A 16,232-nucleotide genomic window follows, 5' to 3' on the forward strand; every position below is an offset into this window, starting at 1 on the left:
GCCTAATCATCCTTTCAGCCAGCCTTCGCGGAGCGTGAACAGCTCCTTCAGTTCCTCCGTGCTGAGCTCCGTGATCCAGTTCTCGGAGCCGCTGACGACCTGCTCGCTCAGCGATTGCTTGCTTTCGATCATCTCGTCGATCTTCTCCTCGAGCGTGCCGAGCGTAATAAATTTATGCACTTGCACCTGCTTCGTCTGCCCAATCCGGAAAGCCCGGTCCGTCGCTTGGTTCTCCACGGCGGGATTCCACCAGCGGTCGAAATGGAACACGTGGTTGGCCGCCGTCAAGTTCAAGCCGGTTCCCCCGGCCTTGAGCGAGAGAACGAACGCGCAGCGCTTCTCTTCCTCCGATTGGAACGACGCGATCATCTCGTCGCGCTTCACCTTCGGCACGCCGCCGTGCAAGTATGGCACATGCATGCCAAGCCCGGCTTCCAGCATGCTTTGCAACTGCTCGCCCATCTCTACGTATTGGGTGAAAATAAGACAGCGCTCGCCTTCCGCCGCGATCTCCTCGCACATCTCGAGCAGCCTTGCCATCTTGGCCGACCGGTCCGCCTTCCAAGCCTCTTCCCCCCGCTCCTTCAGCAGAAGGGCGGGATGGTCGCAAAGCTGCTTCAGCTTGGTCAGCGTCGCGAGAATGAGACCTCTTCGCTGCATCGCGTCCAGCGTATCCAGCTTCTCCATCAGATCGGAGACGATGTTCTCGTAGAGCGCTCCCTGCTCGGCCGTCAGCGTCATATAGCTTTTGGATTCGATCTTATCCGGCAGCGATAGCTGGATCTGAGGATCCTTCTTCACCCGGCGCAGCATGAACGGCTTCACCCACCGCTGCAAGCCGTCGATCATCGCCTTGTCCCGAGTTCGTTCGATCGGCGCGACGACCGCCCTGCGGAAATCGTTCAGGCTGCCGAGATAGCCGGGATTCACGAAATCGTAGATCGACCACAGCTCCGTCAGCCGGTTCTCCATCGGCGTGCCGGTCAGCGCGATCCGATGGCGCGCCTCCAGCCTGCGGATGGCGCCGGACTGCTTCGTGTAGACGTTTTTTATATTTTGCGCTTCGTCCAGACACAGCGCGTTCCACTGAACGAGCGCCAAATCCTCTTCATCCAGCTGAGCCAAGGAATAAGAGGTGATAACCAGATCGGCCTCCTGAGCTTCCTGGGCCAGCTCATCCCCTCTAAGCCGCTTGCTGCCATAATGGATCAAGGCCTTCAAGCGAGGCGCGAACCGCTTCAGCTCCTTCTCCCAATTGCCGATGACGGATGTCGGACAGATGAGCAGCGACGGCCCGCCCTCTCCTTTCTCCCGTTCCAGGACGCAGGACAGATAGGCCATGAACTGGATCGTTTTGCCAAGCCCCATATCGTCCGCGAGTATGCCGCCGAGGCCGAATTTCCGCAGGAACAGCAGCCACGTCAGTCCCTGCTGCTGATAAGGTCTCAGCTCGCCATGGAACCACTCCGGCGGACTCGCGGGCGGCATCGAGGAGACGTGCTGCAGCTGCTCCAGCCATAAGGCCAGATGCTCGTTCAGCTCGACCTCGGCTTGCAGCGCGTGCTCGGGATCGTCAAGCACATCAAGCTCGGTTCCGCCGCGCAGATGCATCTCCAGCACGTCGCGGAACGTCAATCCCTTGCGCTTCCCGACCCGCTTCATCCATTGCTTGATCTGCGCGACGTCCTGCGGATCGAGATGAACCCATTCGTCCCCGATCCGGAACAATCGTCGGTTCTCCTCCGCCATCTTCAGAAATTCGTTTTCGCTTAGATCCACGTTGCCGAGCGCGAGCTTCCAATCGAATTGCACGATCTGATCAAGCCCGAACAACGATTCGCCCGACGACCCGACGGAATTTTTCATCTTGGCCTTGAGTCTCAGCTTGCGGGAGCGAACGGCCTCCCACCATGCGGGCAGCAGTACGGGAATACCGGCCTCGAGCAGCGCGATGCTGTCATGCTCAAGGAAGGTCCACGCTTCCTGCTCGGTCAAGGCAAGGCGGAGCCTGCCAGCCGACGCTTCGTCCTCGAGCGCGGGCAGGGCCGCGAGCCACTTCGCTTCCTCCTTCGCGAGCTTATCGTCCAGAAGCGGCAGCCACTCCTCCGGCAGCTCCTGCTCCGGCACGTCCGGCGAGCCGGACAGCGGGATCCACGCTCCGCCTTCGCGGTTCTGAAGCGCCGGCCGAAGCCGCCAGCCACTTCCGTGCTCGGGCTCCGTCAGCTGGAGCGCCACGCGGAACGGGAGCATATCCTTCTCCACGCCGATCGCGATTAGCCATTCCGCTTCGTCCGCACCCTTCCGCCGCAGCACGCCTTCCCCGGCTGCCGCACCGAGCGATCGCCAGATCGCGCCCGCCTGCGCGTCGGTCGCCAATATTTCCTCGATCGCCTCGCCAAGCCACGTTTCCGCGCCGGGACATTCGTTCTCCCGAGCGTCCTGCAAAGCTTGCTCCCAGCGCGCCTTAAGCTCGCGCGAGCCGTCCGGGAACGCCGGCATCCAGGCGCGCTTATGCTCCGTCCAAGCCGCGTGGTCCGGCATAAACCATCCGTTCAGAAGCATCTCCCGGATCATCCCCGCGAGCTCCATCAGAACGCGCAGACGCGGCGACCAGACGACGCGCAGCAGCCGGACGGGTGCCGGGGCGGACAAATAATCCACGGCCATAAGCGGAGACAGCTTCAGGAACATCTGCGCCCCCGCCTTGCTTTCCTCTATCTTCACGCCGTACCAAGTCGCTTTATGCCAGGCGAACAGAAGCGAACGCAGCCTGCCTTCCGTCTGCTCCCTTCGGTCCCCTCCGCTAAGCAGCACGCAAGCTTCTTCGCCGTCCGCGCTGTAGATACCATCCACATTCATCTCTCTACCGTTCGCAAGCGTCCTCATGTGACGATTTTTCCCTTCCACAATTCTTCCTGAAGCGCCCTCAGACGCTGGTTTTTTGCGACGAGCTCAGCCAGATAGACATCCCATTTGCCCGATTCCTTTGTTCCTTTATACAGCTTCTCCAGCTTCTTCAGCAGCTTCACCGCGAGGCGGTAGCCCTGCCGGTTGCGGGAGCCGATCGCGGCGTCGATGGATTGGTGGTACAACGGCAGCAGCGTATGCGGAGCCGTCTTCGCGACTTCGCGCAGCTCCGGCGAGTCGATCTCCTCCGGCTTCACGCCCACGAACAGCTGCAGGTCGGCCCAATCCTCGTAGCGCTTGACGCTGAGCCAATGCTCGGACAGCTCGGCGTACGAATAAGGAAGAAGCTCCGTCATATAAGTCGTCCAGACCGGCTGCTCCGGCCGGTCTTCGTCGGCTCTCCGGCACAGCGCCATGAACGGCCCGATGCTGCGGGCGCTGCGGATCGCGTACACCTTCTCGTACAAGAAGCCCATCCACCGCTCCGTCCACTCCCAGTCGCCCGACTCCATCCTCTGCGCGACGCATGGATAGACCAGCTTCTGCACCTTCTCGAAAGCGCCTTGGGCGAAAGAGTCGATCGACCGGGCATCGTCTCCCTCGAAGAAGTACAGCATGCCCAGCGCCGCATGAAGGAAGGACTCGTCACGGTCTTCGGCGCTTGGCGAGTCGAGCTCCGACAGCAAGGACATCTTCTCTCTGCGGAACCACTCCCCCAGCTCGCTGAATCGCTCGCAGAATGCGAGATAGAGGTATCCCCATTCGAATAACTGCCGTTCGGAGAGCAGCGCCCGGCGCTTCGCGAGGCCGATGATCGCATCGCTCCAAGCCAACTCCTCCTCGCTCATCTCAAGCGGCGTCAGCTCGCCGATCAGCGTCTGGAGATGCTCGATCCACGGCTCCGCCATCCGGATGAACGACATCTCGTGGTAATAGCGGCTGAAGCTGTCCACCGTTGTGATGGCCCGCTCGGACTGCTCCAGCACGAACAGGATCGCCGTCGACCAATGCAGGCGCTGAACCGGCTTCTCCCAGTCCCGGGACAATCCCTTTAGGCCGGACAACACGGGCTGAAGCGCATGCAGCGAGTGGCGGCACTTCTTCCAGGTATCTCCGTAGGCCGCTTCCATCCACTCCAGCCACTGCTCCGCCGTGCCCCGCTCCCCCGGATGCGGCTGGCTGTCAGGCTCCGGCCCGGCCGGAGGAGCGGCAGCGCCCGCCGGCGGCGGCGCGGAAGGACGCTGTGCGGCAACTTCGCTTGCCCGCGTCAAGCCCAGCATGCGGAAGTAAGCCTGCTCCGCCGCTCCCCGTCCTCTCTCGTCCGCATAATATTGGAAAAAAACGGCCGCCATATGTTTGCAGAACCCGTCGAATGGGCACGTGCAGGTGCTGTAGCCGAAATGATCCGCGTCCATCACGACCGCATACAGGTCGGAGCCGCGAACGACGCCCATCAATGTCTGGTGAACGGTCGTTTGCGAGCTTTGCACCCTGCCTTCTTGATAGTAGCCGTAGCCCCGTTTGACGATGGGGGCCGTCAGCTCCGCTCCAATCCGCTTCTCCAGCTCTTCAAGCAGCTTCGCCCCATGACTCATGGGCCATTCACCCCGCCTTCCGTACGTTTGCATTCTTTCTATTATAGCACAAAAAATCGCCATCGCGACGAACGCACGCGTTCCGTCGGATGACGATTCAAGCAGACTGCCGCTGCTCCTATAGCGGAATGCGGACGATGAACGACAACCGGTCCTTGGCGTCCGCGAACGCCGCGACCTCGCCCTTATAGCTGTCGACGATCGATTTCACGATCGAAAGCCCGAGCCCTTGATGCTGGCCCCGTTTGGTCGAATAACCGGCTTCGAACAACGGCTTGGCCGCAAGACGCTTCGCGTCCAGGCACGTATTCGTAATGACGAACTCCAGCACATGCTCCGACTGGCTGCCGATCAGGACGACTTCGCGTTCGTGCTCCTCGTATTTCATGACCTCATCGAAGGCATTGTCGATCAGATTGCCCAGCACGCGGTTCATATCGAGCGTTTTGGCGCCCATGCCCTGAAGCTTGAAGCCGCCAAGACTGCAGCTGAACCGGATCCGGTAGCTCTCCGCCTGCGAAATTTTGGAGCGGATCAGGGCGGCGATCGCCGGATTCCCGATATCGATAATATCGTTCATCAGCTGGATATCACCCGTCAGTTCCTTCGTGTAGGCGACCAGCTCCTGATGCTTGTTAAGCTCGGCCAGAGAATGAATCGTCTGGACGTGGTTCAGGAAATCATGACGCTGGGCGCGGATCGAGTTGAACATGCTGTTAATCTCCTCCGTATAGGTCTCTTGCGTCACGGCCACGGCCTTCTCCCGGGATTGTCTGTAATATCGCATGGCGATGATCGCGATCGTTAAGCTTGCAATGGTAAGTAAGAGAATAATAAGGCCCAAGTTAAGAAATTGTTTGTCGAGCTTCTTCTGTATATCGCTGTAGTCGGATACGATCGATAGGACATAGCTGTCCATTGGTTCTCCATTCTCGTCCACGATTCGGACATCCTCGCTTGAGCTCTTGACGGGAATAAACATTTTATGAATATGACGCTCCCCAAGCTTCTCGTCGAACGACACGACTTCGTTGCTGCCGTAAGCCTGCTTAACCGATTGGACATCCTTGTCCGACTTCAAATTGTAATGGCCGTGCAGCTGAGCCCGCTGCACCATGTTCTCCTTCTTGCCGACGGCCTCCTTCACATACCAGACGCCATCGGGGAACGTCTCCGGATTGAAGATCGCGATCTCGAGCAGGGAATCGCCCCGCTGAATCAAATCGTTAACGACCCTCTCCACGCCGACCATCTTGTCGAACTCTCCCTGGGTCCCCTGGTAGCTGACATAGGGATCAATAATGTAGTTCGTGGTGCCGTCGTAATAATAGCCCCATTTGTACACCTTTCCTTTATCCGTGGAGGACGTTTCGAACGGCCCGCTCCAGAAGTCGGTCAACGATTGTCCCACCCACTCCTCGTGCCTCTCCCGATCCAGCAGCTGCTGGAAAATTTGATGCCACGGCTTCCAGGTTTTCGTGCTGGTGCCGGGCTGGGTCGGGTCCGAGGAGCGGTACAGCAGAATGTCGTCCTCCGTTCGCTTCAGCAGCGTAATATGCTCGACCGCAAGCTTCGCGCTTAGCTCCTTCAATTGTTCGTCCGTCACCTTCTCCACGTCGGGATCGAGCGCGTATTGGGCTGCAATGGAAACCGCGCGAAGCTCTCTCGCGATCAGCTCCTCGTAATAGGCCGAGCTCTTGCGCGTCTGCTCGACCGATATTTCGATTTGCTTGCCTAGCCGGAGCATCTCGGCCTCGTGTCCTTCCTCTAGCGTCTGCTTCGTCAGGAGATAATAGATCGTATTATTGATAAGAATCAACGCGAGCACCACGCTGATTGCGATTAGCCACACATTACGCTGCATCTGCCACCACTTGCTCCTTTAGAGGTAGTTCAAAAAGTCCGGTTTTGATCACGAGGCAATTCAAGAAGCATAATCGACATCCAGACTTTTTGAACTTAAATTATTATGTTTTTTTGAGCAGCAATCGGACCGCCCACTTCCGCTCCGAGCGTTTCCTGTATTTCGGCAGCGCCTTGTACAGCCGGAGGCCTTCCTCCGCAGCCCGCTTGGCGTCTTCGCTCCGGCCCAAATCCTTATAAATAGAAGAAAGCCGATCATATGCTTCGCAGGAGGAAGAATGAATGTCCTGGAATTCGCGCAGATAAGACAACGCCTTCTCCGGATTCCGCTTGGAATGCGCGGCCGCGAGCCTTAGATAAGGCGCTCCGTATTTCACCTTCGGATTAAGACCAAGCGCGCGCAGAATGAGAGACTCTCCTTCCTCCGCGCGGCCCGCCGTCAAATAACAGGTGCCGAGATCGTCCCAATATTCAGCCGAGTCCGAAAGCGCGTTCTGAAGAGGCTCGAGCACCCGTTGCGCCTCATTCGTTTTCTTCGCTTCAATCAACAAGCGGGCCAGCTCTTGCTTGGATGACACATCGCTCGGAGTAGCCTCGATTTGCTGCCTCAGCTTCGAGATTCTCGACCTTCTCTTCAGCGGCTTCCAGAGGCTTGGCGATAATCCCACAAACCTTCGGTCGAGCGCGTAGAGAAGGATAACCAGCACGATTATAGCCACTATGGGGTTGCCAAGCAGCCAGCTTAACCATAGAAACAAAAAGGTAAATTTAAACAAGATTCTCACCTTCTTCATCAAATTATGGGAAGGCATATAGTTCCATCATATCATATAGAGCTTGTTCGAAGAGTCCTTTTGCAGGAAATTCTTCCTGTTTCGACAGAATAAAAAAAACGACCGCCTCTCATACTAGCTAGGAAGCTTTGCCAATTTTAAGCGAAGGTGGAAAAAAGTCGCGATGATAAACAACGAACCTCCAAAAACGGATGACAGGCCGAATTCGGCGAACATGGCTCCGGGCGAAACTGCCGATACGCTCACGAATCGCCAGGGCCACCCGATCACCGATAATCAGAATATTCGGACCGTTGGCAGCCGGGGACCTTCGACTCTGGAAAATTACCATTTTATCGAGAAGATCTCCCATTTCGATAGAGAACGCGTGCCGGAGAGAGTCGTGCACGGCAGAGGCGCCGGCGCTCACGGCTATTTCGAGGCTTACGGCAAGCTAGGGAACGAGCCGATCTCCAAGTATACCCGGGCGAAGCTGTTCCAGGAAGCCGGCAAACGCACGCCTGTGTTCGTCCGCTTCTCGACCGTCATCCACGGCGGCCATTCGCCGGAGACGCTGCGCGACCCCCGCGGATTCGCGACCAAGTTCTATACCGAAGACGGCAACTGGGATCTGGTGGGGAACAATCTTAAAATATTCTTCATCCGCGACGCGATGAAGTTTCCGGATATGGTCCACGCGTTCAAGCCGGACCCCGTCACGAACGTGCAAAGCTCGGAACGCTTCTTCGATTTCGTATCCCAGTCGCCGGAAGCGACTCATATGATCACCTTCCTGTTCTCGCCTTGGGGCATTCCGGCCAACTACAGGCAGATGCAGGGCTCGGGCGTTAACACCTACAAATGGGTCAATAGCGAGGGAACGGCCGTGCTCGTCAAATATCATTGGGAGCCGCTGAAGCAAGGGATCCGCAACCTGACGCAGAAAGAAGCGGAAGCGCTGCAGGCCAAGAACTTCAACCACGCGACGCAGGATCTGTACGAAGCGATCGAACGGGGCGATTATCCGGAGTGGGAGCTGCAGGTGCAGTGGATGAGCGACGACGAGCATCCCGAGCTCGACTTCGATCCGCTCGACGACACGAAGCTGTGGCCGACGGACAAGTTCCCGATGCTGCCTGTCGGCAAGATGGTGCTGAACCGCAACCCGGAGAACTACTTCGCGGAGGTGGAGCAGGCCGCTTTCGGTACCGGCGTGCTCGTCGACGGCCTCGACTTCTCCGACGACAAGATGCTGCAAGGCCGGACGTTCTCCTACTCCGACACGCAGCGTTATCGCGTGGGCAGCAACTACTTGCAGCTGCCGATCAACGCGCCGAAGAAGAAGGTGGCGACCAATCAGCGCGACGGGCAGATGGCGTTCTACGTCGATATCGCGCCGGGGCAAAACCCCCATATCAACTACGAGCCTTCTTCCCTCGGCGGCTTGAAGGAAGCGGATCGGCCGGGAGCGCCGCACGAGCCGGAGTACAACGCCAAGCTGACGCGGGCGCCGATCGACCGGCAGAACAATTTCAAGCAGGCCGGCGAAACCTACCGGCAATTCGAAGATTGGGAGAGAGATGAATTGATCGGGAACCTTGTCGATGCGCTAAGCACCTGCACGCCGTTTATTCAAGAACGGATGATTCATCATTTCACGGAAGCGGACCCCGATTACGGGCGGAGAGTCGCGGAGGGGCTGAAGAAAGCCCAGGCGTCCAAGGGCCATGTCGGCACGCCTCAGGCGAATGAAGGAATGGAAATGTCGGCCGAGCTCGGCCATTCCACGGACGGCTACTAACGAACCGATCCGACCGGAAATACTAGAGGGCAAGGACGGACCTGCGCGCGCTTCAAAGCATGCGCAGGTCCGCGTCCGTTGCCGAGTCATGATTGATGCGGGAGGCTCCGGCCCATTGAAAAAACAATTCACGATTCAGAATCCCTTCGGCTTGCAGCCGAGCCCTGTCCGCCATATTACGCATATGGCCAAGGCTTATCCTTTGCGCGTGTCCCTCGAAATCGAAGGAAAAAGATATGACGCCAAAAGTCTCGTGCAGCTCCTGTCCGCCGAAGCCAAGTTCGGGGATATCGTCACCGTGAGCGCGGAAGAAGGCGCTGCGGCAGCCGAAGTCGTCGATGCGATCGGCAGCCTGCTGACGAAGGTAGGTCCAAGCGGGCCTGCCGGTTAGCCTGCCGTCTCTTCGCCCCTCGCGAACAACCTCCGCTTGCGCGCGGGAATCCGAATAGTAACGGATGTGCCGACGCCGACGCGGCTGAATATGGACACGCCATATTCCGCTCCGTACTGCAGCTGCACGCGCTGATGAATATTCCGTATCCCGTATCCCGATTCATTGTCATTCTTACCGCTCATCATGTCCCGAATCCGCTCCCCGCGCACGCCGAGCCCATCGTCGATGATCCGGTACAGGATGTCGCCTTCCTCCAGCTTCACGACGATGCGAATATGGATCCTGTCCCCGCTCCACGCGTGCTTCAGCACGTTCTCGATAAACGGCTGCAGGATAAGCTTAATCGTCTCGTATGGCCATACGGCGGGATCGACATCGTAGGTCACCTCCAGCCGCTGTCCGTATTTCACCTTCTGAATGTCCAGATAGGCGTTTGATTGTTCGATCTCGGCGTGAATCGGTATCAAGGTTCGGCCGGAATTTAAGCTCAGCCTATAAAACTTGGCCAATTGAACGACCATCTTCTGAAGCTTCTCGTTTTCCCCGAACTTCGCCAGCCGATTAATGGAAGACAGCGTGTTGTAGAGGAAGTGCGGATTAATCTGCGTCTGCAGCATCTCGAGCTCCGCTTCCTTCTTCTGAAGCTGCGTGAGATACACCTTATGGATAAGCGACTCCACATCCTCGCCCATGCCGTTAAGCGCTACCGCGATCTGCGAGAATTCGTCTTTCCCCCGGTACGTAATCCGTCTGTGCAAATCGCCTTCGCGGAACGAATTCAGGACGGACACGAATTTCGTCACGCGCTTCGAGAAGTAGCGGGAAATGAACGCTCCCGCGAAGGTGAACAACACGAAGCAAACGACGCAGACGCCAATAATGAACGCGCGAACCCGTTCGGCCTCCTGCTTGATGATGGTAAGCGGAACATACGCCGTTATCGTCCAGTCCTGCTGCTGCATGCGGTTTTCGATCGTCAAATAGCTGCCGGAGAGATCATCCGAAGGCGGCCCGCCGGACGAATAAATGAGCCTCCCCGCCCGGTCCTTCACCATCAGCATGGCGCCGTCCCCAAGCTTCCGGTAGTCGACGCTTTCGAACAGCTCGTCCAGGGGCACGCTGAACCGCATGACGCCCATTTCCGTTACATGCAGCGGATCGCTTAAATCGACGATTCTGCGAATCATCGAGATCCGGCCTCCGTCCGCATCCTCTTCGACTTGCTTCCAAGCCATCGTGACGCCGTGCTCTTCGGCCGGCAGCGAGGTATACCAATCCGCGGACAGAATCCGGCTCATCCAATAAATATTATACGTCTGAATGTCGTCGTACTTATTGCCGTTCTTGTATACATAATAACGTTCGTCGATCGTTTCGTTATGCAAGTACACCGACAGCCTGAGATTGACGCCGATCGACTTCGACGCGCTTTCTAGCTTCGGGAGCAGCACCTGCTCCATGCGGATGTTGTTTTCCTTGCCCGATACCCGGCGCTTCAGGCTGTCAACGAACGAAGCCTCGTCGTATAAAGTGGAAGAGATCCGGACCATGTCGTCGGTTTTGTAAGCGACGTTATCTCGAATTTGGGTGAGCGTTCCCTGAATATTGCCGCGGGTCTGCTCTCGCATGGAGGAATCGTACATGGAATGGGTCACGTAACCATTCACGGAAACGAGTATGATAATGAAGACGAGATACGAAAGCATAAGCTTGTACCCGATCGGCAAATAGTTGAACTTCATATAGGCCCCCTACTCCAGCTTCTTCTTCCGGTACTCGAGCGGCGTCATTCCGAATTTCTCCTTGAACTGCCTGCTGAAATAGGGCAAATACCGATAGCCGACCTGATCCGCGATCTCGTATACCTTCATGCCCGGCTGCTTCAGCAGCTCGCATGCCCGCTCCATCCTTAGCTGGACGAGCAGCTCGTTGAACGTATGGCCGGACTTCTCCTTGATCAGAAATCCCAGATAGCTCGGGGAAAACGAAAAGTGCTGGGCGATATCCTTCAGCGTGATGTTCTCGCCCATCCTTTCCTTTATCGTCTTCATGACGCTTCGTATAAATTTGCCGTCCTTCGTATTGTTCTTCTCGTGCAGCCGCTCCGATATTTCGAAAATGCGATGCACGAGCCACGAGCGGATATCGGCGATCGTCTCGAACTGCATGACGATATCGAGCTTAAGGATGTCGATGTCCAGCAGCTCGAACAAGTTTTCGTCCATCGCGGACAGGAACTGATCCAGCTTCCAGATCATGTAGGTGGTCAGATTCCGGACGGTAAACGGCGAGCGCAGACCCGAGAACGAGCGGAACAAATTTTCGCACTCGTCGTAAACCTGCACGAGATCGTAATCCTTCATCGCTTTCGTCACGGCGTTCATATGCGTCTCGAGCGTTCGCGCGTCGAGCATGCCGGGCTCCGCGCTAACCTCCTCGTACTTGATGACGCCGCCTTTGCCGAGGAACATCTTGCCTTCCACCGCCTGAATCGCCTGCCTGTACGACGAGTGAAGCTGCCCTAGGCTGTCGACGGAAGTTCCCAGCCCCGCCGTCACCGTTACCGGCAAGCTCCGGCGGACCGCTTCGAGGATGCGCGACGCGGTCACGTCCGCGGATCCCGCTTCCAGCAGCACCGCTACGCGATTCGAATTCAGCTTGCAGGAAGGCGCGAAGCCGAGGGGCTCGAGCGCTTCGTGCAGCAGCTTCAAGAAAGCGCGGGAAATCTCTTGCCCGGACGCGCCGGCTTCTCCGGCTCCGGCCCCGGACCTTGCGAACGCGTCAAGCTCCATAACGGCTACCCTTGCCGGCCAATGCAGCTGTTTCAGATCGTGCGCCTGCATAAGCCGGGACATGAATTCCCGATTGGCGGTATCCTCGCCTTCGAGCAGTCTCTGCAGCAGCTCGTTCTTCGCGATCGGGATCATCTGCCTGTAAGCGGCCTCGACCTCATGCCGCTTCCTCTCCTCATCGAGATCCCGCTTTACTTTCATCAACGATGCGACCAGCTCGCTGTCATCCATCGGCTTCAGCACGTAGCTGTAGGCTTTGAGCGACAGCGCTTGCTGCACGTAGCTAAATTCCTGGAAGCCGCTGACGAAGATGATGCGCAGGCCCGGCCTTCGCTCCAGCGCGATTCTCGCAAGCTCAAGGCCCGACATATAGGGCATATTGACATCGCTAACCAGAATGTCGATCGGCTGCCGGTCAAGAATCTCGCAAGCCGACAGCGCGTTGTTGACGCTTCCCGCAACCAGCATGCCAAGCTCCGCCCAAGGTATAAATCGTTTCATGCCCTCCAGATCCAGTTCTTCGTCGTCTACCAGCAGCACGTTGTACAACGTGACCCCTCCTCTCTTCTGCCATACCGGTCAGCCTTGGCTAAGTCTTCTCCTATTCTCTTGCCACTTGGCCGTCATCGCGTCCAGCACCTTCTGAAAGCCCGCCTCCATCGAAGCCTCGTGCGCCGCGTCCAGAATAGCCAGAACCTCCTCGTCCGAGGCTCCGAACATGGCATCCGCCCGCGCGCGCAGCCAAATCTCCTTTACGTTTCGCATAATGTCGCCTTCCGCCGTATTCGGAGCCGGCAGGATGTTCAGGAACGGCGTACCGTCTCCTTGGGACGGCCACGTCACCTTCTGCTGCCAATAGGTAGCCCAATTGCGCCGCTCCTCGGGCAGCGTCGATTCGTACGCGACTTTGGTCTGATCCAGGTATACGGTATTCCCGACCCAGATCATCTCGCCGGATACCGCTTGAATATCCGCAAGCCCCTCCGGGTCGCTGCCGTAACGTTCCGTGAACAATGGCGTGACGCCGTCCTCGGCGAATCCGTTCCAGAAGCCTTCGGGCCCCGGCGGTCCCCACATCTGAACAGCCGAGCCTTCGGGGCCCGTCATCCAATCCAGCATCGCGAACAATCCTTCCGGATTATCCGCGCTTGTCGTGATGGCGGCCACGTTCCAGCCTAAGATATTGTAAGTGCCGGGATAAATTTTGGTTGGATCGAGGCCCTCCTTGTAGATAGGCGGAATGAAGACGTAGCCGTCCTCCGGATTCGCTTGGCGCAGCTCCGCATTGGCTTTCATGACCTGCCGGATCGGATCTGCGCTCGCGAATACGGCGACCTTGCCGGACATGAGCTTCTCGCTGACCTGATCCTCGGTCTGGGTCATCGCGTCCGGCGTCATCAAGCCTTCCCGCATCAGCTTGGCGACGTACGCGGCCGATTCCCGGAACCCTTCATCCTTATAGATCGAAGCCATCCGATCCCCCTCCGTCACGGCATAGAACCGGGTGAATCCGTAATTCTCCTCCTTGAAGGCGGAGAACAGCTGATCAATGCCATGCCCTTCTTTGGCTTGGCCCGTCTCGAACGGGATGATGCCGGGATATCGCTCCTTCACGAGCACGAGGTATCGGTAGAGATCATCCGTCGTTGCGAGAGGAGGCGAACCGAGCTTTTTGTAGACGCGCTCGTTCACGACGTATCCCGCGTTGCCGTGAGGCTGATTCGTATAATAATTAGGGAAGTAATAAATGTGCCCGTCGGGCGAGCGCAATAAATCCAAAATGTTCGACCCTGCCCAAGTTTTTAGATTGGGGTATTGGTCGATGTAATCGTCGAGCGGCACCAGCAGGCCCGCTTCGCGCATCCGCTCCAGATCGGAATCCCGATCCCCCCAAATAATATCGGGCAGCTGCTTCCCGGCGATCATCTTCTGCAGCTTCAGCTTGGCGTTGCCGTCGGCGTTAATCGCATCGATCTGGATATCGAACGTATCGCGAATCCATCTCGAAGAAGGATCCGCGCCCCACTCAGGCATGGTGTAGTAGCTGTAATGGCCGTAGAAGGTGAGCTCCAGCGGTTCTTGGCCCAATTCGAATCGGTCATTGTCCGCACTGCTTGCGGGCGCGCTAGCAGCCGGAAGGTTCGAAGCCTCCGTTTGAAGCCCTCCACCGTCCGAATCACTGCAGCCGATAATCGCCGCAAGCAGGCAGAACGACAGAATCGGACTAAGCGGCAGCAGCTTCTCTCTCTTGTTCATCATTCGATGGCCCCCTTTGCTCGAATGGAAAGATTAAGCATAATATTCTCATAATACCAAACGGAATGATGATTATGAACAAAATTTTGATCAATAAAAGCATATAGACATCACAGCGGATTCATTCGAATCCGCCGTGATGTTCTTCTTAAGACGATAAATTAGTCCAAGCCAAGAATTTTACGTTTCTCGTGCCACTTGGCCGTACGCCAGTCGAGAAGTTGCTGGTAGCCGAATTGTTTCGCGTCCTTCTCCGCCTGGTCCAGAATGTCGTCGACCTGCTCGTCGCTGCCCGCTTGCGAAGAGGCCGCCAGCACCTCTGTTAGAAGCTCCGTCATCAGCGCCTGAGCATCGCCCTCCGGACTATCGGCCGGAGGCGTCAAGTCCTTGAATTCGGTAATGTCGATGCCGGTCGGCCACGTAATTTCACGCTGGTATTTCGCCTGCCAGTTTTGCTTGTCTGGCGGGAGCGTCAGCTCGACTTTGTTTTTGGCCGGATCGATATAGGTCGTATTGCCGTTGATCATGACCCATTCGTTATCCGTTTGTATTTTCGCGACCTCCGCCGGATTGTATTGTTCGGTAAAATTCGGGAAGCCTTCTTCGTCGTAGCCTTTCCAGTTGCCGCCTTCCGGTCCGAAGAACTGCAGGTTCATGCCCTCGGGGCTCGTGAACCAATCCAGGAACGCGAAGATCTTCTCCGGATCCTTGGCCGCTTTCGTAATGACAGAGACGTTCCAGCCAAGCCGGTCGTAGCCGCCAGGGTAAATTTTGTTTTTGTCCAGTCCTTCCTTATGGAACGGCCAAGTGACGAAATAACCGTCCTCCGGATTTTGTTTGATCAGCTCCTGATGCGCTTGACTTGCCTTGGCCGTTACGTTGGAGCTCGCGTACACCGCCACCCGGTTCGTCATCAGCTTCTCGAGAACCTGCTCGTTCGTTTGCGTGAACGCGTCCTGCGTCATCAGCTTCTCCCGGTACAGCTTCGAGATAAACTTCTGGGATTCGCGGAACGCCGGATCCGTGAAGAGAGAGACCAGCTTGTCGCCGCTTGGAACGGCAATCAGCTGCTTGCCCAAGGAGTCGTACATGGCGCCTTCCTTGAAGGCGGTGTACAGCACGCCGACGCCTTGGCCGTCCACCGCGCGGTCCGTTTCGAACGGAATGACTTGATCGCCGTATTTTTCTTTCACCTTCACGAGATAGTCATACAGCTGCTCGATCGTCTCCAGCTTCGGCGAGCCCATTTCCCTGTAAATCTTATTGTTGATCGCGTAGCCTGCCGTGTTCGTGGATTTATCCGTGTACCAGTTCGGGAATTTATACAGCTTGCCGTCTTCGGCGCGGAGCAGGTCCAGCTTCTCCTTGCCGGCCCACTTCAGCAGATTGGGATATTTCTCGAGATACGGATCCAGCGCCACGAGCTGGCCGTTCTGGTAGAGCCGGTCGATGTCCTGATGGAAGCGGTCCGCCCATATCACGTCCGGAAGCGAGCCTCCGCCCATCATCGTCGTCATCACTTCCGTCGCGTTGCCGTTAGCTTGCTTCGCGATAATGTTCAGGTTCTTGTTCTCCTTCAGCCATCTCGTCGCCGGATATTCATCCATACCCAAGAAGTCGGCCCAGTCATAATGGTAGTACAGCGAGAACTCCAGCGGCTCCGAACCGAATACCCAGGCATCGCTTGCGCTGCCTTCGCTCGGCTTCGCGTCGTTGCCTTCGGCGGGCGGCGATGCGCTTGGCAAAGGATCTGCGTTGCTGCCGGAATTGGAGTTGCTGCATGCGGCGAGCATCGTCGTCAGCGCCAGCACGGCCGACACGATCAGCAGCAGCGGCTTGTTTCTTTTCATT

The 16,232-nt window shown here is 57.3% G+C and carries 10 protein-coding genes; 2 read left to right on the forward strand and 8 right to left on the reverse strand.

Annotated elements, in window-relative coordinates:
* Nucleotides 1-6: 6 nt before the first annotated feature.
* The 4 genes from NQZ67_RS10535 to NQZ67_RS10550 all read right to left on the reverse strand — a co-directional run bounded on the left by NQZ67_RS10535 (nt 7) and on the right by NQZ67_RS10550 (nt 7,150).
* Complete coding sequence (locus NQZ67_RS10535; protein ID WP_257445247.1) at nt 7-2,886, reverse strand: DEAD/DEAH box helicase; 2,880 nt, start codon at nt 2,884-2,886, stop codon at nt 7-9.
* On the reverse strand, nt 2,883-4,502 hold the full coding sequence (locus NQZ67_RS10540; protein ID WP_257445249.1) for an SWIM zinc finger family protein: 1,620 nt from the start codon (nt 4,500-4,502) through the stop codon (nt 2,883-2,885). The genes NQZ67_RS10535 and NQZ67_RS10540 overlap by 4 nt, the downstream gene beginning before the upstream one ends.
* A gap of 118 nt (nt 4,503-4,620) precedes the next feature.
* A complete protein-coding gene (locus tag NQZ67_RS10545; RefSeq protein WP_257445251.1) occupies nt 4,621-6,366 on the reverse strand; it encodes a sensor histidine kinase in 1,746 nt (581 codons plus the stop codon).
* A 103-nt stretch (nt 6,367-6,469) separates the two neighbouring features.
* Entirely contained in the window at nt 6,470-7,150 is a 681-nt protein-coding gene (locus tag NQZ67_RS10550) for a tetratricopeptide repeat protein (protein WP_371825289.1), read from the reverse strand.
* 223 nt (nt 7,151-7,373) lie between these two features.
* Between NQZ67_RS10550 and NQZ67_RS10555 the strand changes: the two genes are divergently transcribed.
* Both NQZ67_RS10555 and NQZ67_RS10560 read left to right on the forward strand, forming a co-directional pair.
* Nucleotides 7,374-8,939, forward strand: coding sequence for a catalase (locus NQZ67_RS10555; protein ID WP_257445473.1), 1,566 nt, complete (start codon nt 7,374-7,376; stop codon nt 8,937-8,939).
* A gap of 115 nt (nt 8,940-9,054) precedes the next feature.
* Nucleotides 9,055-9,330: an HPr family phosphocarrier protein gene (locus tag NQZ67_RS10560; protein WP_257445254.1), complete on the forward strand. Its 276-nt coding sequence runs from the start codon at nt 9,055-9,057 to the stop codon at nt 9,328-9,330.
* Here NQZ67_RS10560 and NQZ67_RS10565 read toward each other — a convergent pair.
* The 4 genes from NQZ67_RS10565 to NQZ67_RS10580 form a co-directional block, all read right to left on the reverse strand.
* Nucleotides 9,327-11,075, reverse strand: a complete 1,749-nt coding sequence (locus tag NQZ67_RS10565; RefSeq protein ID WP_257445270.1) for a cache domain-containing sensor histidine kinase — start codon at nt 11,073-11,075, stop codon at nt 9,327-9,329. The genes NQZ67_RS10560 and NQZ67_RS10565 overlap by 4 nt on opposite strands.
* A gap of 9 nt (nt 11,076-11,084) precedes the next feature.
* A complete protein-coding gene (locus tag NQZ67_RS10570; RefSeq protein WP_371825290.1) occupies nt 11,085-12,665 on the reverse strand; it encodes a response regulator in 1,581 nt (526 codons plus the stop codon).
* A 39-nt stretch (nt 12,666-12,704) separates the two neighbouring features.
* The gene (locus NQZ67_RS10575; RefSeq protein WP_257445273.1) at nt 12,705-14,384 is read right to left on the reverse strand and encodes an extracellular solute-binding protein; all 1,680 of its coding nucleotides are present in this window, start codon (nt 14,382-14,384) and stop codon (nt 12,705-12,707) included.
* 158 nt (nt 14,385-14,542) lie between these two features.
* Entirely contained in the window at nt 14,543-16,231 is a 1,689-nt protein-coding gene (locus NQZ67_RS10580) for an extracellular solute-binding protein (protein ID WP_257445275.1), read from the reverse strand.
* Nucleotide 16,232: the final 1 nt, after the last annotated feature.

The sequence above is a fragment of the Paenibacillus soyae genome (assembly GCF_024623455.1).
GTDB classification, from domain to species: domain Bacteria; phylum Bacillota; class Bacilli; order Paenibacillales; family Paenibacillaceae; genus Pristimantibacillus; species Pristimantibacillus soyae.

Bases quoted from the DNA above. Each gene is read 5' to 3' on its own strand.
- NQZ67_RS10535 (WP_257445247.1), bottom strand. From the start codon at position 2,886: ATGAGGACGCTTGCGAACGGTAGAGAGATGAATGTGGATGGTATCTAC.
- NQZ67_RS10540 (WP_257445249.1), bottom strand. From the start codon at position 4,502: ATGAGTCATGGGGCGAAGCTGCTTGAAGAGCTGGAGAAGCGGATTGGA.
- NQZ67_RS10545 (WP_257445251.1), bottom strand. From the start codon at position 6,366: ATGCAGCGTAATGTGTGGCTAATCGCAATCAGCGTGGTGCTCGCGTTG.
- NQZ67_RS10555 (WP_257445473.1), top strand. From the start codon at position 7,374: ATGGCTCCGGGCGAAACTGCCGATACGCTCACGAATCGCCAGGGCCAC.
- NQZ67_RS10565 (WP_257445270.1), bottom strand. From the start codon at position 11,075: ATGAAGTTCAACTATTTGCCGATCGGGTACAAGCTTATGCTTTCGTAT.
- NQZ67_RS10575 (WP_257445273.1), bottom strand. From the start codon at position 14,384: ATGATGAACAAGAGAGAGAAGCTGCTGCCGCTTAGTCCGATTCTGTCG.
- NQZ67_RS10580 (WP_257445275.1), bottom strand. From the start codon at position 16,231: ATGAAAAGAAACAAGCCGCTGCTGCTGATCGTGTCGGCCGTGCTGGCG.